Annotated in this window: 20 protein-coding genes; 6 read left to right on the top strand and 14 right to left on the bottom strand. The window is 64.0% G+C overall.

Features of this window, described 5'->3' with window-relative positions:
- Window positions 1-10: 10 nt before the first annotated feature.
- Window positions 11-277 carry a succinate dehydrogenase assembly factor 2 gene (locus IP68_RS12795; protein WP_054135381.1) on the bottom strand — a complete coding sequence of 89 codons (267 nt, stop codon included), beginning with the start codon at window positions 275-277 and terminating at the stop codon, window positions 11-13.
- Between the two features lie 113 nt (window positions 278-390).
- Here IP68_RS12795 and recG point away from each other — a divergent pair, with 113 nt between their 5' ends.
- On the top strand, window positions 391-2,448 hold the full coding sequence (recG, locus tag IP68_RS12790) for an ATP-dependent DNA helicase RecG (protein WP_054135380.1): 2,058 nt from the start codon (window positions 391-393) through the stop codon (window positions 2,446-2,448).
- A gap of 44 nt (window positions 2,449-2,492) precedes the next feature.
- On the opposite strand, the gene IP68_RS12785 is transcribed toward recG, so the two are convergent.
- From IP68_RS12785 to IP68_RS12770, 4 genes are all read right to left on the bottom strand, one after another.
- Window positions 2,493-2,831, bottom strand: coding sequence for a PilZ domain-containing protein (locus IP68_RS12785; RefSeq protein WP_054135379.1), 339 nt, complete (start codon window positions 2,829-2,831; stop codon window positions 2,493-2,495).
- 107 nt (window positions 2,832-2,938) lie between these two features.
- Window positions 2,939-4,162, bottom strand: coding sequence for a tyrosine--tRNA ligase (gene tyrS, locus IP68_RS12780; RefSeq protein WP_054135378.1), 1,224 nt, complete (start codon window positions 4,160-4,162; stop codon window positions 2,939-2,941).
- A gap of 68 nt (window positions 4,163-4,230) precedes the next feature.
- The gene (dmeF, locus tag IP68_RS12775) at window positions 4,231-5,199 is read right to left on the bottom strand and encodes a CDF family Co(II)/Ni(II) efflux transporter DmeF (RefSeq protein WP_054135377.1); all 969 of its coding nucleotides are present in this window, start codon (window positions 5,197-5,199) and stop codon (window positions 4,231-4,233) included.
- Between the two features lie 112 nt (window positions 5,200-5,311).
- Window positions 5,312-6,229 carry a hypothetical protein gene (locus IP68_RS12770; RefSeq protein WP_054135376.1) on the bottom strand — a complete coding sequence of 306 codons (918 nt, stop codon included), beginning with the start codon at window positions 6,227-6,229 and terminating at the stop codon, window positions 5,312-5,314.
- Window positions 6,230-6,317: 88 nt separating this feature from the next.
- Between IP68_RS12770 and IP68_RS12765 the strand changes: the two genes are divergently transcribed.
- Window positions 6,318-7,007, top strand: coding sequence for a histidine phosphatase family protein (locus tag IP68_RS12765; protein ID WP_054135375.1), 690 nt, complete (start codon window positions 6,318-6,320; stop codon window positions 7,005-7,007).
- Between the two features lie 3 nt (window positions 7,008-7,010).
- Here the strand turns inward: IP68_RS12765 and IP68_RS12760 are convergent, their stop codons facing one another.
- From IP68_RS12760 to IP68_RS12745, 4 genes are all read right to left on the bottom strand, one after another.
- On the bottom strand, window positions 7,011-7,823 hold the full coding sequence (locus tag IP68_RS12760; RefSeq protein ID WP_348638129.1) for a DUF1295 domain-containing protein: 813 nt from the start codon (window positions 7,821-7,823) through the stop codon (window positions 7,011-7,013).
- Window positions 7,820-8,452, bottom strand: a complete 633-nt coding sequence (locus IP68_RS12755) for a lysophospholipid acyltransferase family protein (RefSeq protein ID WP_054135374.1) — start codon at window positions 8,450-8,452, stop codon at window positions 7,820-7,822. Before IP68_RS12755 ends, IP68_RS12760 begins: the two co-directional genes overlap by 4 nt.
- Window positions 8,453-8,576: 124 nt before the next feature.
- Window positions 8,577-8,921, bottom strand: a complete 345-nt coding sequence (locus IP68_RS12750) for a DUF167 domain-containing protein (RefSeq protein ID WP_054135373.1) — start codon at window positions 8,919-8,921, stop codon at window positions 8,577-8,579.
- 6 nt (window positions 8,922-8,927) lie between these two features.
- Window positions 8,928-10,748, bottom strand: a complete 1,821-nt coding sequence (locus tag IP68_RS12745) for a DUF885 family protein (RefSeq protein ID WP_054135372.1) — start codon at window positions 10,746-10,748, stop codon at window positions 8,928-8,930.
- Between the two features lie 290 nt (window positions 10,749-11,038).
- Here IP68_RS12745 and IP68_RS12740 point away from each other — a divergent pair, with 290 nt between their 5' ends.
- Entirely contained in the window at window positions 11,039-11,446 is a 408-nt protein-coding gene (locus IP68_RS12740) for a response regulator (protein ID WP_054135371.1), read from the top strand.
- Window positions 11,447-11,464: 18 nt separating this feature from the next.
- On the opposite strand, the gene IP68_RS12735 is transcribed toward IP68_RS12740, so the two are convergent.
- Complete coding sequence (locus tag IP68_RS12735; protein ID WP_054135370.1) at window positions 11,465-12,568, bottom strand: PAS domain-containing protein; 1,104 nt, start codon at window positions 12,566-12,568, stop codon at window positions 11,465-11,467.
- Between the two features lie 54 nt (window positions 12,569-12,622).
- Window positions 12,623-13,360, bottom strand: coding sequence for a Crp/Fnr family transcriptional regulator (locus IP68_RS12730; RefSeq protein ID WP_197275800.1), 738 nt, complete (start codon window positions 13,358-13,360; stop codon window positions 12,623-12,625).
- A gap of 273 nt (window positions 13,361-13,633) precedes the next feature.
- On the opposite strand from IP68_RS12730, the gene IP68_RS12725 reads away from it, so the two are divergent.
- Window positions 13,634-15,397 (top strand): class I adenylate-forming enzyme family protein, encoded by a 1,764-nt coding sequence (locus IP68_RS12725; RefSeq protein WP_054135368.1) that lies wholly within the window; start codon window positions 13,634-13,636, stop codon window positions 15,395-15,397.
- A gap of 82 nt (window positions 15,398-15,479) precedes the next feature.
- Here IP68_RS12725 and IP68_RS12720 read toward each other — a convergent pair whose 3' ends face one another.
- Both IP68_RS12720 and IP68_RS12715 read right to left on the bottom strand, forming a co-directional pair.
- Window positions 15,480-16,265 carry a SapC family protein gene (locus tag IP68_RS12720; protein WP_054135367.1) on the bottom strand — a complete coding sequence of 262 codons (786 nt, stop codon included), beginning with the start codon at window positions 16,263-16,265 and terminating at the stop codon, window positions 15,480-15,482.
- Between the two features lie 90 nt (window positions 16,266-16,355).
- The gene (locus tag IP68_RS12715; protein WP_054135366.1) at window positions 16,356-17,792 is read right to left on the bottom strand and encodes an FAD-binding oxidoreductase; all 1,437 of its coding nucleotides are present in this window, start codon (window positions 17,790-17,792) and stop codon (window positions 16,356-16,358) included.
- Between the two features lie 210 nt (window positions 17,793-18,002).
- Here IP68_RS12715 and IP68_RS12710 point away from each other — a divergent pair, with 210 nt between their 5' ends.
- Complete coding sequence (locus IP68_RS12710; protein WP_054135365.1) at window positions 18,003-18,536, top strand: hypothetical protein; 534 nt, start codon at window positions 18,003-18,005, stop codon at window positions 18,534-18,536.
- A gap of 133 nt (window positions 18,537-18,669) precedes the next feature.
- Window positions 18,670-20,157, top strand: a complete 1,488-nt coding sequence (locus IP68_RS12705) for a DEAD/DEAH box helicase (RefSeq protein WP_054135364.1) — start codon at window positions 18,670-18,672, stop codon at window positions 20,155-20,157.
- Window positions 20,158-20,373: 216 nt separating this feature from the next.
- Here IP68_RS12705 and IP68_RS12700 read toward each other — a convergent pair whose 3' ends face one another.
- Window positions 20,374-22,524, bottom strand: a complete 2,151-nt coding sequence (locus IP68_RS12700; protein WP_054135363.1) for a TonB-dependent receptor — start codon at window positions 22,522-22,524, stop codon at window positions 20,374-20,376.
- Between the last annotated feature and the right edge of the window lie 150 nt (window positions 22,525-22,674).

The raw sequence follows: 22,674 nt of genomic DNA, 5'->3' as shown, positions 1-22,674 counted from the left end.
TAATCCGGGGTCAGCGCGGGATGTTGATGAAATCGAGCTGGCGCATGGCGTCCATCTGCGGCCCGGCGAACTGCGCAGGGACAGGCAGCGTGCCGATCGCCCAGGCCATGATGTCGACGTCCTGTTCCTCGATCAGCGCCTCGAACCAGGCGAGCTCTTCGTCCGACCAGCTCTGGCCATAGCGATCGAAGAAACCTCCGATCATGAAATCGGCCTCACGCGTGCCGCGATGCCAGGCGCGGAAGGCCAGGCGGCGCAGTCGGGTATCGCGGTCCATCGCATTGGCTCCTTCGCTTGGGGCTGCCTTGCAGGGCAGGCCATGTCTGCCTAAGACGGGCGGCAAGACTTCAGCCAGCGGCACCAGATGTGACCGCGTTTTTTGCGATAGCCATGCGCCCCGATATACTCAACCCCGCATTCGCCGAGATCGAGACCCTCAAGGGCGTCGGCGTATCCCTTCAAAAGCCGTTCGCGCGGCTGGGAATCGCGCGGGTCAAGGACATGGCCTATCACCTGCCCACCGGCTTCATCCGCAGGCGGGCTGTCGCGACGGCGGACGATGCCGCGACCGGCGAGCAGATCATTATCGCGCTGACCGCTACGGGCTATCGCAGCAGCCCCGGACGTGGGCCGACCCGGGTGATCGCCGAGGACAGCATCGGCAACCATATCAGCCTTGTCTATTTCGGCGGCAACCCCGGCTGGGCGCGTAAATTGTGGCCGCTGGGCGAGACCCGGCTGGCCGCGGGCAAGCTCGAGATCTGGGGCGAGGCGTGGCAGATCGTTCACCCCGATCATGTCGTGGCGCCCGAGGAGGCTGACCAGATCGGCGAGGCCGAACCGGTCTATCCGCTTGCCGAAGGCCTGGGGCAGAAGCGCGTCGCCTCGCTCGCGGCGCAGGCGCTGTCGCTGATGCCGCCGCTGCCCGAGTGGATCGAGCCGACGCTCAAGGCCAAACAGGACTGGCCCTGCTGGCACGAGGCGCTGGCGACCGCGCATCAGGGGATGGACGAGCTGCCCCGCGAGAGGCTGGCCTATGACGAGATTTTCGCCAACCAGCTCGCCTTTGCGCTGATCCGGCAAAGCAACCGCAAGCGCAAGGGGCTGGCACTGCAGGGCGACGGGCATCTGCGCGATGCGTTGCGGTTGCCGTTCGCGCTGACCGGCGCGCAGCAGCGCACGATCGGCGAGATCAACGGCGACATGGCGCAGGCCGTGCCGATGTTGCGGCTGCTGCAGGGCGATGTCGGCGCGGGCAAGACGCTGGTCGCGGTGATGGCGATGCTCAATGCGGTCGAGTGCGGCGGGCAGGCGGCCCTGCTCGCGCCGACCGAAATTCTCGCTCGCCAGCATTTCGACACCATCTCGCGGATGCTTTCCGGGCTGCCGGTCAGCATCGCGGTGCTCACCGGACGTGACAAGGGCCGTGCGCGCGATGCGACGCTGATGGGGATGGCCGATGGGTCGATCCAGATCATCATCGGCACGCACGCGCTGTTCCAGGATGCGGTGCGCTACAGGAATCTCGCGCTAGCGGTGATCGACGAGCAGCACAAGTTCGGCGTGTCGCAGCGGCTGATGCTGCAGGAAAAGGGCCGGGCGACCCCGCATCTGCTGGCGATGACCGCAACCCCGATCCCGCGCACGCTGACGCTCAGCCATTACGGCGAGATGGATGTCTCGCGGCTGGACGAGCTGCCGCCGGGGCGCCAGCCGATCGAGACCCGGGTAATCGCCGACGAGCGGTTGTCCGAGATCGTCGATGGGCTTGGCCGGCATATCGAGCGCGGCGGGCAGGCGTACTGGGTGTGCCCTTTGGTGATGGACAGCGAGACCAGCGATCTGGCCGCTGCCGAGACGCGCGCAGCGCAGCTCTCGGAGCGTTTCCCGGGCAAGGTCTCATTGGTCCACGGCCAGATGCCCGCCGAGCGCAAGGATGCGATGATGGCGGACTTTGCCAGCGGCAAGACGTCGCTGCTGGTCGCCACCACGGTAATCGAGGTCGGGGTCGATGTGCCCAATGCGACGCTGATGGTGATCGAGGCGGCCGAGCGCTTCGGCCTGGCGCAGCTGCATCAGCTGCGCGGACGGGTCGGGCGGGGTGATCAGAAATCGGTGTGCGTGCTGCTGCGTGGCAATGCGCTGAGCGAGACCGCGCGCGCGCGGCTGGCGCTGATGCGATCGAGCCAGGACGGGTTTCACATCGCAGAGGAGGATCTGCGGTTGCGCGGGGGTGGCGAACTGCTCGGCACCCGCCAGTCCGGCGACGGCGCGTTTCGCATCGCGACGCCAGAGCAGGTCCAGCGGCTGATCGCGACCGCGACCGACGATGCGCGCCTCCTCATGGATCGCGATGGCGGTCTGGACAGCGAACGCGGCCAGGCCGCGCGGGTAGCGCTGTATCTGTTCGAGCGGGATTATGGCGCGAAGCTGCTGAGGGGAGGGTAGTCAAACAAGATCCTCCCCTGAAGGGTGAGGATTTTAGAAGGCGCTCAACGCCGCCCGTTGGGCCCGGTCGTCGCGCCGAGCACGTCGATCATCTCGTTGAATTCGTTGAGCCGGATCACGCGCTCCAGCTGGAACCCGCTGCGCCCGCCGATCGACCAGATCAGATGCGCCTCGATGCGGCCGATTACCGGGAGGCGCACGGTGATGCGTTCGCCCTTGGCGAGCGGCATTTCGCCTTCGGTCATGAAGCCGTTGGCGGAAATGTTGACGATATGCGTCTTGATGTCACCTAGATGGCGATGCTCGGCAATGGTCGCATGATTGACCGCGTGGCGCGCGGCTTGTCGCTTTTCCACCACTGCGAGTCTGGCTCCTCTGGACATGTATCGACCACCCGTTTTGGCATTGCTTGCTGGAAGCTACCATCACTCAAAAGTGCGAACAAAGTGTAAATTCTAACGGAATGTGTACGTCCGTGCCAGAATCTCGATCAGTCCTGGCTCAGCACCAGTCCGTGCTTTTTCTGACCCAGGCTCAGAGTATCGCCGGGCTTTACCAGATAATCGAAGCCTTGCACCTTCTCGCCGTTGACGCGCACCGCGCCTTCCTCGATCTTGCGCTTGGCGTCCTTGTTCGAGGCCGTGAAGCCAAGGCCCGTGGTCGCCTGAACGATCGACATGCCCTCTGCCGGCACCTGGATGCTGGGCAGATCGCCGCCAGCATGGCCCTGCTCGAAGGTCGCGCGCGCGGTCTCGGCGGCGGACCGTGCGGCATCGGCGCCGCGACACATGGTCGTCGCAGCATCGGCAAGCACCTTCTTGGCCTCGTTGATCTCCGATCCCTGCAGGTTTTCAAGCCGCGCGATCTCGTCGAGCGGGATATCGGTGAACAGCCGCATGAACTTGCCGACATCGGCATCCTGGGTGTTGCGCCAGAACTGCCAGTAGTCGTACGCGGGCAGCGAATCCTCGTTGAGCCAGACAGCGCCCTTCTCGGTTTTGCCCATCTTGCCGCCATCGGCGAGCGTGATCAGCGGGGTGGTGACGCCATAGACCTCGGTCCCGTCGACACGGCGGGCAAGCTCGATCCCGTTGACGATGTTGCCCCACTGGTCCGACCCGCCCATCTGCAACCGGCAACCGACGCGCCGCGACAGCTCCAGGAAGTCATAGGCCTGCAGGATCATGTAGTTAAACTCGAGGAAGCTCAGCGACTGTTCGCGGTCGAGCCGCAGCTTGACCGAATCGAAGCTGAGCATCCGGTTTATCGAGAAATGCTGGCCGATATCGCGCAGGAACGGCACATATTCGAGCCTGTCGAGCCATTCGGCATTGTCGACCATGATCGCATCGGTCGGACCGTCGCCGAAGGTCAGGAAGCGTTCGAACACACGCTTGATCGAGGCGACATTAAACGCGATCGTCTCTGGCGTGAGCAGCCGGCGGGCCTCGTCCTTGAAGCTGGGGTCGCCGATCTTGCCGGTGCCGCCGCCCATCACGACGATCGGCTTGTGGCCGCTCTGCTGCAGGCGGCGCAGCAGCATGATCTGCACCAGCGAGCCGACATGCAGCGACGGCGCGGTCGGATCGAACCCGATATATCCGGGCACGATCTGCTTGGCGGCGAGCGCATCGAGCGCGGCTGCATCGGTCAGCTGGTGGATATAGCCGCGCGCATCGAGCAGCGCCAAAAGATCGGATGTATACTGGGTCATGATGGCGGGCCGCTTAGCATTGATGGGCGCAGGCGGGAAGATCGCTTGTGGCAGGCGGGCGTGGGCGATCAGTCGGCGGGCGGGCAGCGGGCGTCGTCGCAGGGGATGACCTCGAAGGTGCAGTGCGACAGCTTGCCGATGCCCCGGAGCAGCGCACGATAATGTTGCGGAGGGCGAGGGTCATGCGTGGCAAGCGAGACGATTAGCGCAAGATGCCCGGTGCCGACCTGCCACAGGTGCAGATCGACGACACGGTTGTCCGCGTCCGCCTCGATCCGCTTGCGGATGGTTTCGGCCCTGACCGGGTCCGCCTCCATGTCGAGCAGCACGCGCGCGCATTCGCGCAGCAGGCCGCGCGCCCACCACAGGATCACGACTGCACCGACAATCCCCATAAGCGGGTCTAGCCAGTCCAGCCCCAGCATCAGGCCGCCGGTCAACGCGACCAGCGCCAGCACCGATGTCAGCGCGTCGGTGAGCACATGGACATAGGCTGCGCGCAGATTGTGGTCGTGATGATGGTCGTGGTGGTGATCGTGATGATCGCCGTCGTGGTCGTGATGATGGTGGTGATGGCCACCCGAGCTCAGCATGAAGGCGCTGGCGACATTGACCGCCAGCCCGATCAGCGTGACGACGATGGCGGCGGTGTAATCGATGGCGACGGGATCGGCGAGGCGGTCCGCCGATTCCCAGATCATCAGCATCGCGATCACGGCCAGCAGCAACGCGCTGCTGAACCCTGTCAGCGATCCGACCTTGCCGGTGCCCATCGAGAAACGGCGGTCATGTGCATGGGTGCGGGCAAAGCGATAGGCGAAGGCGGCGAGCCCCAGGGCTGCAACATGGCTGCCCATGTGCCAGCCGTCGGCGAGCAGCGCCATCGATCCGGTCCACCAGCCGCCGAGGATTTCGGCGATCATGGTGACCGCGGTCAGCGCGACCACCCAGAGCGTGCGCTGTTCGCTGCGCGCCTCGCCATCGGCGGCGAAGCGGTGATCATGGGTGAATTGCTCGAGCGCGGCATCGTGGTGCATTGCGGTTCCGGATGACAGGGGGGTGTCCGGGCTGTTTGTCCCGGTCCATGCCTGCAATCCTGTCAGCCCCGGCCCTCGAACGCAATCCCCACGGGACCGCGCCGCGATATAGTCAGGCTTCGGCCAGCGCCTTGAGGAGGGCGCGTTCGAGCGGATCGAGCTTGCCGTCACCGCCCACCATGGCCTGCAGCCAATCCTGTTCGCTCGCGGTCAGGCCGTCTTCGGGTGCAGGCTCGGGTTCGGCAGCGGGGCTGGAGGCTGCGCCCAGCGGAGTCCTGTCGGCCAGTGACCCGGCCATCCGTCCGAAAAAGCTGCCGATTCCTGCAGAGGTATCCGCCATGAAGGCATGCAGTCGCTGCGCATCCTGGCGGGTCAGCGCGCGGAAGCGCTGGTTGGTCATCAGATGCAGGCTCAGCGCCTGAACGAACAGCGTCTGCCATTCGGGCGCGTTCTGCCCGGCGAGCGTCGCGTCCTTGATTTCGAACAGCAGTTCGGCCTCGGCACGGTTGATGTGCGCGGGCGCAGCGCCACCGGCGGCATAGAGCACACGGCGCAGAAGCCGCACCTCGGTGGTGCCGATGCTGCCGGGCTGCAGCCCGCCGCCACAGCGGGTCGGCCCCTCGCCATGCAGCACGGCATGCCTGATCTGCTCGAGCGCATAGGCCTTCAGGCTGTCGGGAACATTCTCGGCGCGCTCGATGACCTTCACCACGAGTTCGAGCTCGGCGAGGGTATCGACCTTGCCGTCCTGATCGATCGCCTGCATCAGCCATGCGGCATTTTCGTCGCTGACATAGCCCCGCGGATCGGCCTGCTCGACCAGATAGGCGGTGATCGCCTCGACGAAGAAATCGACCCATTCGCGGCTGGGGGCGCTGCTGACTCGGTTGAGCGCGAACAATATCCCGGCTTCCTGCGCGCTGATCTTGCCATCGGGCCAAACAGCGCGGCGCAGGGCGAGCGTCTCATCCGGTCCCAAGCTGCGGGCCTGGGCGATCATGGATGTTACATCGTCAAGGGGTCTGGTCATCGGGCTTCGCCTGCAGTGGAAGGTGTGCGATAGCTACCAGCGATTGCTTAATGCCGGGTTAGGCCGACCAGGCCGAGAAGGGGACGGGATGCGTAAACGATTCGATGTCGCAAAGCTTGGGTTGCTGGTGGCTGCAGCCGGAATGCTGGGCCTGATGTCTCCAGAGCTCTCCGCTCAGGCTCAGGCGCAGCACACCGCCGGACACGGCAACAGCCTCGATGCCGGAGCGCTCGTACCGCTGTTGCAGAAAGGCGGGTACATCCTGCTCATCCGCCACGAACGCACCGAAGTACCCGCACGGGCGGACGATTACAGCAAGCCGACCACCGACTGCATGGCGCAGCGCAATCTGTCTGTCGCAGGCTATGCCGGATCACAGGAAACCGGCAAGGCGCTTTCGGCACTGGACATTCCGGTGGGAATAGTACTGGCGAGCCCGATGTGCAGAAGCATGGACACCGCGCGCTTCATGTTCGGCCGCACCAAGGCGGATTCCCGGTTGATGCATCATGACCCGGCTGGCGCGCGCACGCTTGATGTGGCTGCTGCCGACATGAAGGCACTGGTCGCCACGCTCGATCCTGGCGCGAGCAACATCGCGCTGGTCAGCCACGTTGCCAACATCTGGCGGGCCTACAGCATCGGTCTGGCAGAAGGCGAAATTGCGGTCCTGCAGAAACAGGCCGATGGATCGGTCAAGGTGATAGGTCAGGCGATGGGGAGCGACTTTGGGCCGTTCGCTCGGATCAAGCTGGGTCCGGTGCCGCCGGTGGAGTGACCATTACCCGCGCTTGGGCGGCAGCGGGAAGAACGACGAGGTGCGCGCGATGTAATCGGCGTATTCGGGCCGCGTCTTCTTGAGGCCGCGCTCCAGCATCGCAGCCCCGCTCCACTTGACCAGCGTGAAATTGAGGAACAGCGGGCCGATCAGGCTGGCAAGGCCTATATCCCACCCGGTCGACAGGGCCACCAGCCAGATTCCCCACCAGGTGCAGGCATCGCCGAAATAATTGGGGTGGCGGGTATAGCGCCACAGGCCGGTGTCGAGCACCTTGCCCTTGTTTGCAGAATTGGCGCGGAAAGCTTCAAGCTGCAAGTCGCCGATCGTTTCGAACGCGATGCCGATGATCGCGATGACCGCCCCTGCAATCGCCAGAGCTCCGGTTTCGCCGCCACGCCAGATGCCCAGTTGCGCGGGCAGGCAGACCATGAACAGCAGCGGCCCCTGGAGCAGGAACACCTGCAGCAGCGCGGTCTTGGCAAAGCTCCAGCCCTTTTTCTGCTCGGCCGAGGCGATGATCTTGGCATAACGCGGATCGATCCCGTTGCGCCGCCAGCGGACGAACAGGTGGATGCCCAGGCGCAGCCCCCAGATTGCCGTCAGCATCAGCAGCAGCACCGATGCAGGCGAGGCAGCGTTGGCCAGCCAGAAGGTCGCTGCGGCGAGCAGTACCATCCCCATCGGCCAGACCGCATCGATGAACGAGACGTCCTTGATCGCAACGGCCACACCCCACAACACAATCATGACGCCAAAGATCAGCACCAGATTGTGCAGCAGCAAAGGGATGGCGTCGGTCAGGGGAAGGCTCACAGCCGGCTGTCCTTGATGATGTCCGTGCCCGCGCGATCGGGATGGCGCGGCGTCACGGTCTTGTAGAAATCCATGATCTTCTTCATGTCCTCGGCATAGTCGCCCGTGGGCATGATCGCAGGGCCGAGCCCGCCGACCTTGCGGCCATAATCCATCAGCCCGCAGACCAGCGGCACCCTTGCGGCCAGCGCGATCTGGTAGAATCCGGTGCGCCAGTGGCGGACATTGCCGCGCGTGCCCTCGGGCGCGATGGTGAGCATGAACTCGTCGCGCCGGGCGAATTCCTCGACCATCTGCTGCACCTGGCCGCGGTTGTAGCTGCGTTCAACCGGCACCCCGCCCATGTCGCGCATGAAGCGCCCCAGCGGCCAGCGGAACAGCGAGGTCTTGGCCATGAAGTGCGCCTTGACGCCAAGGTCCGTGGTCAGCCCGAGAAAATAGAGAAAATCCCAGTTGCTGGTGTGCGGGGCTGCGATGATGACGAAGCGGCGCGGTTCGGGAACGACACCTTCTGCTCGCCAGCCATGCCGTTTGTAGAGAAGCAGCAGCAATCGCCGGACCAGCCGGGAGAGCAATGTGGGCGGACGGTCGTCGGTCCTGGGCGGCCAGCCCTCCTGCTGAAAGTCCATGATTGGTAAACCGCCCCCCGTTCTGCGCCTTGCTGCCAGATACGGGCCCAAGAGTGCATAAGATGCAGCCCACTGGCAAATGTTATTGACGCAAAACCAGTTGGCCATGCGGGCCGGGGAGGGATCAGCCGCCGTTCAGCGCCTCGAGCCGGGCGATCAGGGCCATGGCGTCACCTGCCACGTGAACCTGCTTGTTGCGTCCGGTTTCGCCCCTGTGGATCACCACATCGCGCTTGCGGATGCCCAGCACGGCGGCGAGCAGATCGGTCAGGGCGGCGTTGGCGGCGCCTTCGGACGGGGGTGCTGCGATGCGCACTGCCAGCACGCTGCGCCCGTCCGCATCAAGGCCGATCCCTGCGATCTGGCTGCGGCTGGCGCGCGGCGTTGCCCGCACGATAATGACAACCCCGCCCGGCGCAGCGCGCCAGGGCGGGGTCGGGTTGGCAGCGGGGGCAGGCTGATCAGCCAGCGCCCGTCATCCCTTGCTGGCGACGATCCAGCGGTTGATCTTCTCTTCCAGCACGCTCATTGGCAGCGCGCCGGTGTTGAGAACCTGATCGTGGAACTCGCGCGGATCGAACTTGCTGCCCAGTTCCTTTTCGGCCTTGGCCTTCAGTCGCTGAATGGTCAGCGCGCCGATCTTGTAGGCCAGCGCCTGGCTGGGGATCGCGATGTAACGCTCGACCTCGGCAGTGGCGTCGGTCTCGCCCATCGACGAGTTGTCGAGCATGTACTTGATCGCCTGTTCGCGGGTCCAGCCCTTGGAATGGATCCCGGTATCGACCACCAGCCGCATGGCGCGCAGCATCTCGTCATCGAGATGGCCGAAGCGCTGATAGGGATCGGTGAACAGACCCATCGGATAGCCCAATTTCTCCGAATACAGCGCCCAACCCTCGACATAGGCGGTGTTGCCGCCAAAGCGCATGAACGCGGGCAGGGCCTGGTTTTCCTGCGCCAGGCTGATCTGGAAGTGATGCCCCGGCGCGCCTTCGTGCAGATACAATGTCGTCATGCCCGGCGTGGTGCGGCTGGGAAGGTCATAGGCGTTGAAGTAGAAGATGCCGGGGCGCGAGCCATCGGGATTGCCCGACTGATAGCTGCCACCTGCTTCGAACTTCTCGCGGAACTCCTCATAGGGGCGGATTTCCAGCGGGGTCTTGGGCAGGATCTTGAACTGGGTCGAGATGACAGCGTCGACCTTCTTGCCGATGTCGTAATAGCCCTGGGTCAGCGCCTCGCGGCTCGCCATCTTGAACTTGGGGTCAGTGCGGATGTGGTTGAAGAATTCGCCCAGCGTTCCCTTGAAGGCGACCTCGGTCTTGATCGTGTCCATCTCGGTGAGGATGCGCTTGACCTCGCTGAGCCCCAGATTGTGCACTTCATCGGCGGTTAGCGGCAGCGTCGTGGTCTGCTCGATCATATAGGCGTAAAGCTTGTCGCCGCCCTTCATGTACTTGAGGCCGACCCCTTCGCGCGCATCCTTGAGATACTCATTGGCGAGGTAGTCGCGCAGCCGCTGATAAGCGGGATAGATCTCGTTGGTGATGACGTTGCGATACTCGGCGGTGAAGCGCGCCTTGTCGGCTTCGCTGAAATCTGCCGGGAAGGTCTTGATCGGGCCGTAGTACGGCGATTCTTCGGGGGTCTGCTTGAGCTGAGTTTCAAGCTGCTCGATGACGTTGCGGATGGTCAGCTTGGTTTCGAAGACACCGGAGGCCTGACCTTCCTTGAAGCGGCCAATCGAACGATCAAGCAGGACGACGAATTCCTTGTGGCGCTTCAGGTTGTTCTCGTAATCCACCACGGTCTTGAACGGCGCGGTGCCGGTGCCCGAGGCGAAGTTGGGATAGAAGGTGTGGAAGCCGAAAAAGTGGTTGAGCGGACGCACCGCAGTCAGCGGCAGGAATTCGGGCGAAAGGCCCTTTATCGCGTCCTTCTGGTTGCGGCTGAAGATGTCATAGGCGATCTGGTTGGTTGCGGTCAGCTTGTTGCGGTCGATCTTGGCAAGCTCGACCAGATTGGCTTCGGCCGCCTTGCGTTCGCCGTCGTAGTAGGCGTCCGAAATATAGTCGCCGAGCTGATCGGCATAGCGCAGATCGCCGCGGAACAGGCCACCGATCGGGTTGCGCTTCAGCTGCGCTTCGTCGTCTGCCGCAAACAGGGCAGTCAGCCGCGCGTCTTCGGACTGCGGGGCGGCCTGGGTCGCTGGCTGCGCGGCTGCGGGGGCAAGCGCGAGCGGCGCTGCCAGCGCCGCGCTGGCGAGTAGCAGGATGGTTTGACGGAATGACGGCATAGGACTTAAACCTTCCAGGTCGCAAAGAGGAACGCGCCTGGGCCTGAAGGCCATCAGGCTGCGGATGCTACGCGCTAACACGCGGTTAATCCTACAGCAATCCAGCCGTTAAACATCTTGTCGAAGCCGGGCGTGCGTTGGTGGAAACTCGCGGCTCGAAATCGGATGAATCGAGCGTTTCGATTAACATGCATCAACTAATCGATGAAACTTTATGGCGCACCGGTGGTTTGATGTTGCGAAGGCCGTTCATTGGGAACGGCGCAGCAAAGATTTGAAGACCCAGTGTCATGACCGCCCGCATCCTCATCATTGAAGACGAATTTCTCGTCGCGCTCGACATGCAGGTCGGGCTGGAAGATGCCGGTCACGAAGTTGTCGGGGTCGGCGATGATTGGACATCGGCAATGCGTCTGGCCGAACGCCAGCCGAGCATTGCGCTTGTCGACATCAACCTGTGCGATGGCGCGACCGGTCCTTCGATCGGCGCCTGGCTTGGCCAGGAAATCGGCTGCACGGTGATCTTCGTGACAGCCAATCCGCGGCAGATCGATATTCCGATCCCCGGCGCGCTTGGCGTCATGATCAAGCCTGTCGACAGCCGTCAGGTGATCGAGGCAGTGGATTTTGCGGTGGCAGCCCGCAGCGGCATGCCTACGCCCACCCCGCCGCCGGGGCTGATGCTGCTGTCTTCCTGATCGCGGATTGCCGCCCGGTTAAACGGGCGCGCCCTCGGCTCTGCGCAGGCGACTTGCCGACATCCGCATTTCGACACGCAGCCCTTCCGGCAGCCAATGCCGCTGGATGTCGCCGGCCAACTGCTGGTTGATGGCAAGCTGCACAAGCCGTGTACCGAACCCTGTTTCCTGCGGCTCCCCGACGATGGCCGGGCCGTCGCGCTCGGTCCAGTTCACCTTCACGTCATTGCCGTCCTGCACGATGTCGATATCCACCCTGCCTTGCTCGGCGGACAGCGCGCCGTATTTTGCGGAGTTGGTTGCGAGCTCGTGAAACACCAGGGCGATCGGCGTAGCACTGCGATCATCGATCTCGGGATCATCGCCTGCGATGACCAGGCGGCCTTCGCCGAGCGCCGGATAGGCGACGAGTATCTCGGTCAGCAATCCGCGCAAGGTCGAAGCGATAGAGACCGGTCGCGACTGCTCGCTATGAGGGCGGGCGAACTCGTGCGCGCGGCCCAGCGCCGCGATCCGGTCCTGGAGTTCGGCAGCGAGCGGCTTGAGCTCGGGGCTCTGCCGCGCCGACATGCCGATCAGCCCGTTGATCACCGCGAAAATATTCTTGATCCGGTGGCTGAGCTCGCGGCTGAGAACCTCGTTTTCCTCGGCCATCATCTTGGCTTGGTGAATATCGGTGCAAGTGCCGATCCAGCGCACGATCTTGCCCTGTTCGTTGCGCAGCGGCAGCGCGCGGCCGAGCGTCCAGCGGTATTCGCCGCTGTGGTGCCGCAGGCGATAGGTGATTTCGTAGGGTTCGCCGGTTTCCAGCGAATGGCGCCACACACCCCAGGCATGATCCTGGTCAGCCGGATGGAACACGCCGTTCCACCCTTCGCCATCGGTCGAGCCTGAGGGCACGCCGGTGAATTCGTACCAGCGCGCATTGTAATAATCGTGGAAGCCATCGGGTAGCGTCGACCAGACCATCTGCGGCATCGCATCGGTGAGAATGCGGAATGCCGAATTCATCCGCAGCAGGGCATCGCGTGCGGCGAGCAAGGACCCGGAATCATCGTCTTTGGCCGATGGTGCTTCAGGGCCGAATCCGAAAGCGCGCGACAGGAAATCAAGGTCAGACATTAGGAACGCTTTCTAGCCGACGCCATCGCCGGACGACAGATACTGGCAGGGCGGTCATCCCGCCGCAGGGGGGAACCAGCTTGAATCGACAGAGCTGAAACGATCGACGAAGCGGGAGAGGTCAACCAGCCCCTGCTCATCAAGCAGCGTCACCGTGCTGCGGTTGCGGGTGATCAGTTTCTCTTCGGTCATCTGGCGGATCAGCCGGTTGACGTGAACCTGGGTAAGGCCAACCGCATCACCCAGATCGCTCTGGGTCAGCGGAATGCGCACCACCGGATTGTGCTCGCCGGTCACCGCGCGCATACGCGCGGCGATCGAGAGGAACAGGTTGGCGAGCCGCGCCTTGCCCTCGCTGCGCCCCATGGCGCGCAGGCGATCGGACAGATCGATGCTTTCCATCTGGCTGATGGAGAAGAACAACGCCGCCAGCCGGGGGTGGGCGATAAACGTCTCGCCCAGGGCCATGCGCGGAAACCGGCAGACGACCATGTCGGTGGCCGCCACGATGCTGGCGGGCGCGTCGCGAAACGCGATCCCGGATGCTCCAATCAGATCGCCCGAAAAATGAAAGCGCAGGATCTGGCGCTTGCCGCCGGTCAGCCGCGTTTCAGACAGTGCCCAGCCCTGGTGCACGATCAGAAGTTCCGAAACGTCATCCCCTTCGGTCCACAGCGTCGTGCCGGCGGCGTAATTCTTCGGGTCGCGCTCGAGCTGCGTGATCGCATCCCTTTCGGACGGCGTCAGATCGAGATAGCGGTTCAGACGTGCCACGAAACAGCTGTCGAACAAGGTTGGCCTCCTGTATTGTGGACGTTGCGGCGGCACACCGCAAAATCCTCGGCTTTGATCTCAAACCCATGCCCGGCGCGCCCAATTTAGGTGTTTGAGATTAATTATCCAGTAAAAACAGTAAATTAACCTATGTTATAAAGAGTACCCGGTTGCTAGGGATGCCTACGCACGCCTGCCTGAATCGATCCTGCAATTCAGTGATTGCGCCGCGCATCCATTTGCATAGTGTTGTCGCAACACAGAAAAATGATGTGAGAGGATCGCCGAGCCATGACGATAACGGAAACCACGCCCGCGCCCCAAGGCTACGCCGCGTCATCGTGGGCGCCGCCTTTGGGATGGCCTGCGATGTCGATCAAGCAGATCGAGGCGATCTTGTGCGCGCCGGGTCAGCCGTTCGAGATCGAGACGGTCGAGGTGGAAGGCGTTGCTACCCGGTGCTGGAAGAATGCGCCGCCAAGCCTCGCCGCGCTTGCGCTTGCGGCGCGGGCGCATGGGGAGCGGACTTTCATCGTCTATGAGAACGAACGGGTCAGCTATGAAGCTTGGTTCCGTGCGACCGCGACACTGGCGCATGCGTTGCAGGCGGCAGGCATTGGCAAGGGCGACCGGGTGGCGCTGGCGATGCGCAATCTGCCCGAATGGCCGGTGGCGTTTTTCGCGATCGTCAGCCTGGGGGCGATCGCGGTGCCGCTCAACGCCTGGTGGACAGGGGGCGAGCTGGCCTATGGCATTTCCGATTCCGGCGCCCGGCTGCTGATTGCCGATGGGGAACGCCTCGACCGGATCAGCCCGTATCTTTCCGAACTGGAAGACCTTGAGAGCATCCTCGTCACCCGCAGCACGAGCGACCTGCCGCACAAGGCGAAGCCATTGGAGGACCTGATAGGTTCGCCGCACGGCTATACGGCGCTCGATGCGGCGACCTTGCCGGATGTCGCGCTGGCGCCTGAGGATGCTGCGACCATCTTCTACACCAGCGGCACCACCGGCAACCCCAAGGGCGCGCTGGGCAGCCATCGCAACATGACAACCAACATCCTCACCACGGCCTATGCCGGGGTCCGCAGTGCATTGAGGCGCGGCGAGGCGCCGCCCGCGCCCGAACCCGCCGTGATGCTGACGGTTATCCCGTTGTTCCATGTCACCGCCTGCAGCGCGGGGATGACCGGGATCATGTTCGGCGGGTCGACCATGGTGTTCATGCACCGCTGGGATACGGTGAAGGCGCTCGAAATTATCGAGCGCGAGCGCGTCACCGCCACCGGCGGGGTCCCGACCATTGCCTGGCAACTGATCGAGCATCCCGATCGCGACAAATATGATCTGAGCTCGCTTAAGACGATTTCCTATGGCGGTGCGCCGTCTGCACCTGAGCTGGTGCGCAAGATCCGCGACATGTTCGGCGCGTTGCCCGGCAATGGCTGGGGCATGACCGAAACCATGGCGACGGTGACCAGCCACTCGGCCGAGGACTATCTCAACCGCCCCGACAGCTGCGGCCCTGCCGTGCCGGTCAGCGACCTCAAGATCATGGATGCCGATGGCGTGACCGAGCTTGGCGTCGGCGAGGTTGGCGAGCTGTGGGCGAGGGGGCCGCAGATCGTCAAAGGCTATTGGAACAAGCCCGAGGCCAGCGCCGCCACCTTTGTCGATGGCTGGGTGCGCACCGGCGATCTGGCGCGCCTCGACGAGGAGGGCTTTTGCTACATCGTCGACCGCGCCAAGGACATGATCATCCGCGGCGGCGAGAACATCTATTCGTCAGAGGTGGAGAACGTGCTCTACGACCACCCCGCGGTCACCGATGCCGCGTTGATCGGCCTGCCGCATCGCACATTGGGAGAAGAACCGGCGGCGGTGGTGCACCTGGCTCCCGGAACCCATGCCAGCGAGGCGGAACTGCAGGCCTGGGTGCGCGAGCGTCTCGCCGCGTTCAAGGTGCCGGTGCGGATCGTGTTCTGCACGGATACGCTTCCGCGCAACGCCAATGGCAAGATCCTGAAAAAGGATCTCGCCGGACTTTTTGGCTGACAGAAAATGCACATCGGCTGCCGCGCTGCCCGGAGATGCCGGGGGCGCAGCAGCCGATGCCTGCAATTACCTGATCTGGCGATTACTTGGTCTGGGTGGCTTCTGCCGGAAGGTTGGGCACCTTGCCGTCCGCAGCCTGCTGGGCGAACAGGTCGCGCATCACCTGCAGCGAGAACAGATGCGCGTGGATCAGCGGCAGGGCGCCGTTCTGGCTCAGCTTGCGCAGTTCGTCGCCGCGCATGTCGCGCAGCTTCTCTTCGTTGACCATCTGGAAGCCCTGATAGACGAAGGGCTGGGCGAGCGACTGGTGCTCGATCTTGAGCTCGCCGTCCATCAGCAGGTCGTGCTTCTTGAGCTCTTCCATGAAGAAGGCGGTACCCTGAACCGCGCGCTCGAAATCCTCGCAGAACTGCAGGATGTTCTTGGTGGTTTCGCTGGGCTGGTCGCCGTCGAACAGCGCATCGCCTTCCTCGAATTCGCCCAGAGCCTCGCAGGTCGGGTCGAAGCACAGCGACAGCTCGTCGGCATCCGGACGCAGACGCGCGAGCATGAAGGGATAACGACGGACATAGGCCGGCACATAGGCAGGCTGACGATACTTGCCGTTGTCGTCGAGGAAGACGTTGACGCCTTCGTTCATGCCCATCAGCGCCAGCGGCACGGGATCGGGACCGGCGGAGAAGATGATCGGGTAATGGCGCTGGGCTGCGGGAAACTCTTCCACGGTCAGCGGGATGGCGTGCTGGTTCTTGAGGAAGTGCGCGCCGTCCAGGGTCCGCGACCGAAACTTGGCGTGGTCGTTGGAATTGAGCGGCACCAGGTCGTTGAAAAGGACCGGCAGACGGTTGGCTTGCGGCGCACTGGCCATGAACTATTCTCCGCTGAAACTGTTGACTTGATGGTTAGTCGGAGTTCGCGCCTTAAGTTGCCCGCAGGCCCGGCGCAAGAGGGACTGAGTTCAGCCCGCGACCAGCTTGCCCGGATTCATGATGCCTTGCGGATCGAGCGCGCGCTTGATCGCGTGCATCGCGCCCATCCGCGCAGGATCGCTGAGCCGCGCCAGCTCGTCGCGCTTCATCTGGCCGATGCCATGTTCGGCAGAGATCGATCCGCCCGCTGCCACCACCAGATCGTGGACGAAAGCACTGATTTCCTTGCCGGGATCATTGGGCCACCGGGCCGGATCGGCGCCGCGCGGGGCTGCTACGTGAAAGTGGACATTGCCATCGCCCATATGCCCGAAGGCCGCGACCTCCGTGCCGTCAAACCGTGCCTCGACCGCGGCACCTGCATCGATGATGAACTGCGCCATCGCCGCAACGGGCACGCTGATGTCGTGCTGCATTGCTGGTCCTTCGGCGCGTTCGGCCTCCGAGATGGAATCGCGCAGCTTCCAGAACGCCTCGGCCTGCGATTCGCTGGCCGAGATCGCAGCATCAAGCACGAGGCCGCGCTCGAACGCTTCGGCCATCAGGGCTTGCGCAAACGCCTCGGGCGCGGGCGCATCCGCCGCGTCGCGGGCAAATTCGACGAGCACATGCCAGGGGCAGGGCGCGCCGAGCGGCGCGCGGGTTCCGGGGATATGCCGCAGCACATTGGAGAGGCAGCGCTGGGGGACGATCTCGAAGCCTTCCATCTCGCGGCCCGCGCGCGCCTCCAGCAGCAGCAGCAACTGCCGCGCGGCAAGCGGCGATTCCACGCCAGCCCAGACCACTGCCCTGTCGATCAGCGCCGGCACCAGCTTCAGCGTTGCGGCGGTCACGATCCCCAGCGTCCCTTCCGCGCCGATCAGCAGATGCTTCAGATCATAGCCGCGGTTGTCCTTCTTGAGCGTCACCAGACCCTCGTAGAGCGACCCATCCGGCAGCACCGCCTCGATCCCCTCGACCAGCGCGCGCATCGTGCCGTGGCGCAGTACCTGGGTGCCGCCGGCATTGGTCGAGACCAGCCCGCCGACCGTGGCCGAGCCCTTGCCACCAAGGGTGAGCGGAAAGCGCAAGCCCTGCGCCGCCACCGCCTCGTGCAGCGTCTGAAGAACTACGCCGGCTTCCGCCACCACCGTCCGCGCCTGGGGGTCGATGGCCCGGATCGCGTTCATTCGCCGGGTGCTAAGCAACAAAGCGGTGCCGGTGGCGTCGGGGGTCGCGCCGCCGACCATGCCGCTGTTGCCGCCCTGCGGCACGATCGGGGTGCGAGTGGTCGCGGCCAGGCTGACGACAGCGCTCAGTTCCGCCGCGTTTGCGGGGGCAACCATGGCGATGGCCGCGCCATGATAACGCCCGCGCCAATCGGTCAGCCACGGGGCAAGTTCGGTGGGGGCGGTGGCAAGACCCTTGTCGCCGACGATGGCAGCGATCTGGTCCAGCAGGGCGGGGCGAACGGGTGCTTCGATCATGGCCAGTCTGTTACACCTGTCGCGGGCTGCAAACAACGGCGCTGCTATGGCAAAAGACCGTGGCGCGAAAGCAACAGGCGATGGGGTAAATCGTGGCTTGCAGGACGAACTGGCGCAGCGTTAATGCACGGTTCAATCGCCCGGCTTAACCCGGGGCATGGGGTGGCTGCAGCTGCAGTCTGAGGGTCCGGAGGGTAGCCGTACGCGGCCATGGGTTATGTTGACGTCCTGTTTGCGCTGTTGATGCTGGGCGCGTGGCCCGTATCGGACGAACGCGCCGTCGACAGCCAGCCTGTCGAAACCGGATTGCCACAGTCGGTGACAGGCGCGCTCACACCGATACCGCCGAGCCTGGGCCAGGTGCGGATCGAGCAGCGGCTGATCATCCGCGTGCCGCGCCAGTCGATTTCGCGGTCCTCACTGCTTCCCATGCCAGCCCCGCGCCAGGCACCCCCGCCCGAACCGCCACGCTTCGAGCGGCGCAAGGTCGGCAAATGCCTGGCGATGCGCGACGTCTCCGGGGTGCGGGTAATCAACGACGACATGCTGGTACTGTTCATGCGCGACCAGCGGATGATCGAGGCGCAACTCGAACGCACCTGCAGTGCGCGCGAATTCTATCAGGGCTTTTACATGGAGCGCAGCGGCGATGGCCGGTTGTGCGTCGACCGCGATCTGCTTCAGGCGCGGTCGGGGAGCAAATGCGAAGTCGAAAAACTGCGTCAATTGGTCCCGGAAGATTGATCGGGCATTTGCATGTCAACGCACAATGGTTGACTTTTGACCGATGTTTGCGCAGAGCACCCGCGTGGCCCATGGCCCTGCATCGATAGCGCGACGAACTGTGTGTGCGCTGCTGCCTTAATCTGGATACTCTATGATATTTGCCGATCTCGGCCTTTCCGAAAAATTGATCCAGGCGGTCACTGATTCCGGCTATACGACCCCGACCGCGATCCAGGCGCAGGCCATCCCGTCGGTCCTGATGGGCAAGGACATCATCGGCATTGCGCAGACCGGCACCGGCAAGACCGCCGCATTCGTTCTGCCGATGATCGACGTGCTGGGCGAAGGCCGCAGCCGCGCGCGCATGCCTCGCTCGCTGATCCTCGAGCCCACCCGCGAGCTCGCCGCCCAGGTGGCAGAGAATTTCGACAAATACGGCAAGTATCACAAGCTTTCGATGGCGCTGCTGATCGGCGGCGTATCGATGGGCGACCAGATCAAGGCGCTCGAAAAGGGCGTCGATGTGCTCATCGCGACCCCGGGCCGCCTGATGGACCTCTACGATCGCGGCAACATCCTGCTGACCGGTTGCGGGCTGCTGGTGATCGACGAGGCCGACCGCATGCTTGACATGGGCTTCATTCCCGACATCGAGACGATCTGCACCCGGCTGCCTGCAACGCGCCAAACGCTGCTGTTTTCGGCAACCATGCCGCCGCCGATCAAGAAGCTGTCCGACCGCTTCCTGACCAGCCCGAAGTACATCGAGGTCGCCAGGCCTGCGAGCGCCAACGCCTCGATCGAGCAGGGCAAGGTCCGCGTCCAGTCGCGGCGCAAGCGCGATACGCTGTTTGCGATGCTCGATGCCGGCGTCCACACCGCGATCATCTTCTGCAACCGCAAGACCACGGTGCGCGACCTGAACAAGGCGCTGCGCCAGGGCGGGTTCGATTCGGGCGAGATCCATGGCGACATGGAACAGCGCGACCGCATCGCCGAGCTCGACAAGTTCAAGGATGGCACGATCAACATCCTGGTGGCGTCAGACGTCGCCGCGCGCGGGCTGGACATCAAGGGCGTCAGCCATGTGTTCAACTATGACGCGCCGTGGCATCCCGATGACTATGTCCACCGTATCGGCCGCACGGGCCGGGCAGGGGCGACCGGCAAGGCCTATACCTTCATCACCGAGGAAGACGCCGAGGCGCTTGCGAACATCGAAAAGCTGATCGGCACGACGATCCCCGAGATCACCGTGGCCGATCCTGGTGGTTCGAGCGCGGAAGCCAAGCCCGCCAAGGCGCGTGAACCCGAAGAGCGTGCGCCCCGGCGCAGGACCGCTCGCGGCGAAGCCAAGGCGCGCGCTCCTCGCGAGGATCGCGCACCGGCATACGTCGGTGGAGAGGAAATCCGCGAGGAAAAGCCACGGCGCGAACCGCGCGAGGCCAAGCCCCGCGAAGACAGGCCGCGTGAAGACAGGCCCCGCGACAGCAAGCCCCGCGAGGATCGCCCGCGCTCGGCCGACCGTCGACCGGCAGCTTCCAAGCCGCGGCGTTCGAACGATCGCGACGATGGTCCCGATGATGGCTGGAACGGCCCGATGCCGGACTTCCTGTCGGTGGGCTTCGGCGAGAGCTGAACCTGCTACGGGGCAGTACGTAGCCCTTACATCTCATTGCTCAATTTCCCTCGCCACCCCCGCGGAGACGGGGGTCCCGCTTCTACGCCTATTGCGCGAAGAAGAGCGGGATTCCCGCGTTCGCGGGAATGACGTGGCTACGAGGGATCTCTCAACACAGCCAGGGCCCCTGTTCTGCGACGCTGGCCGAAGAACAGGGGCGCGTGAGTCAATGCGTCAGAAGCTGAACTTCGCCGAGATGCGGAAGTCGCGGCCCGCGAGCGGAGCGAAGTCCTTGGTGAAGCTGGCTGCGCGGCGACCGACGACATCGAAGATGTTATTGGCGGACGCGATCAGCGTTACCCCGCGCGAGGCACCGAACGGCTTCCACGAAGCGCTGGCGTTGACCAGCGTAAAGCCATCGGTTTCGGTCTCGAAATTGGCATTGCGCTGCTGATCGTCGAACCACTCGACCTCGGCGCGCAGCGATACCGTATCGCTCTGCGCTTCGAGGCCGCCCAGCAGACGCAGCGGGGGGATGCGCGGTACAGGACCCAGACCGTCGAGCGAGGCATGGACGTAATCGGCCACGCCATCCGCGCTGAAGCGGAAGCCGCCGGCGCGCGCAAAGATCACCGAAGCCTCGGCCTCGAGACCATAATATTTCGCATCGTTCTGGATGAACTGGAACACCGGCAGATCATCTTCCTCGAGCCCCGTGGGCACGTCGATGATGAAGTCGTCGAAGCGGTTGTAGAAGCCAGTGAGCGCAAGGCTGACATCGGGCGTGGACCAGCGGATATAGGCCTCGCCGCCCCAGCTCTTTTCGGTGGTGAAATCGGGGTTGCCGATCTCGAAAGCCTGGGTCGCGATGTGCGGACCGTTGGAGAACAGTTCCTCGGCCGCCGGAGCGCGCTGGGCGCGGTTGAGGTTGACGCCGATCCGCAGTTGGTCGTTGGCAATATAGGCAGCGCCCAGTGCGAACGAATAGGAATTGAAGTCACGCTCCACGCCCAGCACCTGCGACGTGACGTTGACCTTGTCGTAGCGCGCGGCGCCTTCGATCTCAAAATTGCCCGAGCGGATTTCCTGCAGCGTGAAGAAGCCGATCTGATCGGTCACGTTCGGCGGCACGAACGCTTCGGCGCCGACGGCGCTGAAGTCGCGGTGGACATACTGCACGCCGCTGGCACCGCGCCAGCCGCCGCGTTCGCGCTGCACCAACTCGAGCCGCGATTCGATGCCCTCGTTGGTGAATACGGTGCCAACCTCGTCACCTTCGAACTCGGTCTGCTTGAAATCGGCATAGGATGCACGCAGGCGCAGCGCTTCGAAAAAGCCGGGCAGGAACACTTCGCCACGGAAGTCGACCTTGATCTGGTCGAGACCGATGGTCACCGGACCTTCCTCTTCCTCGCCGCCGGCTTCCTCTTCGCCTTCCTCGCCATGGTGATGGCCCGCGCCGGGACGTTCCGGAACGCCGTAGAGGCTGTTGTAATAGCTGCCCGAGACACCGAAGCTGCCACCCTCGCCGATATAGGCCAGGCCGCCGCCAAAGCTGTAGGTCTCGGTCCCGGTGTTCGGGATGCGACCGCGCAGGCCGGCGAGTTCCTCTGCCTCTTGCGCTTCCTCGATATTGCCTTCTGCGCGCTCTTCAGCCGCTTCTGCCAGCTGTTCCGCGCGCAACCCGGGTGAGAGCACGAAGCCGCCGACGCGCATGTCGTTGGACTTGCGATAGCTTCCATCGAGATGCAGCACGAGCTTGGAGGTCAGCGGAACATCGAGGCTGGCGCCGAAGCTCCGCTCGTCCGCGGCGCTGCCATAAGTGGCCAGCGCATCAAGGTGGAACGGCTCTTCGGGCACTTCGCGCGGGATGCGCTTGTCGATTGCGTTGACCGCGCCGCCCACAGCCTGGCCGCCGAACAGCAGCACAGCGGGACCGCGCAGAACTTCGATACGGTCGAGGATGATGGGTTCGACCGTCACGCCATGGTCGGGCGAGGTGTTGGACACGTCGATCGTGCCGATGCCATCAGTCAGCACGCGGATGCGTTCGCCCTGAAAACCGCGCAGCACGGGGCGCGAGGCGCCGGGCGAGAAGCTGGTCGCCGAAACGCCGGGAAGCTTGGTCAGCGAATCGCCGATCTGCGAGCGGGCTTCGCGCGACAGATCGTCGCCCGAAAGCTCGGATGTGCCGGCAAGGATGCTGAGGTCGCGCACAAACGGCGCGGTGACGATGATGCCGCGATTGCGATGGAAATCATCGCCCTCGTCCTCGTCTCCGGCTTCCACCGGGGAAGCGGTCTGCTGCGCCAGCGCGGGCAGGGGGGCCAGCAAGGCTGTGCCGAGGCTGAGCGAGGAGGAAACGAGCAAAAGCGTGCTGCGCATGGTCAAAGAATGCTCCCGTTATTTGTTTTTTCAGGTTGCAGCCGCCAGTTGCCTTGTGGTGTGTGGGTCACGCGGGCGGATGACCCGGATGCCACCCAGGCGGCTGTTCGCGTGTCCGCTAGCACTGGTGTAATGTTATATCAATATCAA

The organism is Blastomonas sp. AAP25 (assembly GCF_001295965.1).
Taxonomy (GTDB): Bacteria; Pseudomonadota; Alphaproteobacteria; order Sphingomonadales; family Sphingomonadaceae; genus Blastomonas; species Blastomonas fulva.
Note: the sequence above shows the minus strand (reverse complement) of the source record. Positions and strands in the feature narration are given on the sequence as shown.

Coding starts and splice junctions, on each gene's coding strand:
- IP68_RS12745 (WP_054135372.1), bottom strand. CDS start 10,748: ATGCCGTCATTCCGTCAAACCATCCTGCTACTCGCCAGCGCGGCGCTG.
- IP68_RS12765 (WP_054135375.1), top strand. CDS start 6,318: ATGCGTAAACGATTCGATGTCGCAAAGCTTGGGTTGCTGGTGGCTGCA.
- IP68_RS12795 (WP_054135381.1), bottom strand. CDS start 277: ATGGACCGCGATACCCGACTGCGCCGCCTGGCCTTCCGCGCCTGGCAT.
- IP68_RS12785 (WP_054135379.1), bottom strand. CDS start 2,831: ATGTCCAGAGGAGCCAGACTCGCAGTGGTGGAAAAGCGACAAGCCGCG.
- recG (WP_054135380.1), top strand. CDS start 391: ATGCGCCCCGATATACTCAACCCCGCATTCGCCGAGATCGAGACCCTC.
- IP68_RS12720 (WP_054135367.1), bottom strand. CDS start 16,265: ATGGCCAGTGCGCCGCAAGCCAACCGTCTGCCGGTCCTTTTCAACGAC.
- IP68_RS12700 (WP_054135363.1), bottom strand. CDS start 22,524: ATGCGCAGCACGCTTTTGCTCGTTTCCTCCTCGCTCAGCCTCGGCACA.
- IP68_RS12710 (WP_054135365.1), top strand. CDS start 18,003: ATGGGTTATGTTGACGTCCTGTTTGCGCTGTTGATGCTGGGCGCGTGG.
- IP68_RS12740 (WP_054135371.1), top strand. CDS start 11,039: ATGACCGCCCGCATCCTCATCATTGAAGACGAATTTCTCGTCGCGCTC.
- IP68_RS12715 (WP_054135366.1), bottom strand. CDS start 17,792: ATGATCGAAGCACCCGTTCGCCCCGCCCTGCTGGACCAGATCGCTGCC.
- IP68_RS12725 (WP_054135368.1), top strand. CDS start 13,634: ATGACGATAACGGAAACCACGCCCGCGCCCCAAGGCTACGCCGCGTCA.
- dmeF (WP_054135377.1), bottom strand. CDS start 5,199: ATGCACCACGATGCCGCGCTCGAGCAATTCACCCATGATCACCGCTTC.
- IP68_RS12770 (WP_054135376.1), bottom strand. CDS start 6,229: ATGACCAGACCCCTTGACGATGTAACATCCATGATCGCCCAGGCCCGC.
- IP68_RS12705 (WP_054135364.1), top strand. CDS start 18,670: ATGATATTTGCCGATCTCGGCCTTTCCGAAAAATTGATCCAGGCGGTC.
- IP68_RS12735 (WP_054135370.1), bottom strand. CDS start 12,568: ATGTCTGACCTTGATTTCCTGTCGCGCGCTTTCGGATTCGGCCCTGAA.
- IP68_RS12755 (WP_054135374.1), bottom strand. CDS start 8,452: ATGGACTTTCAGCAGGAGGGCTGGCCGCCCAGGACCGACGACCGTCCG.
- tyrS (WP_054135378.1), bottom strand. CDS start 4,162: ATGACCCAGTATACATCCGATCTTTTGGCGCTGCTCGATGCGCGCGGC.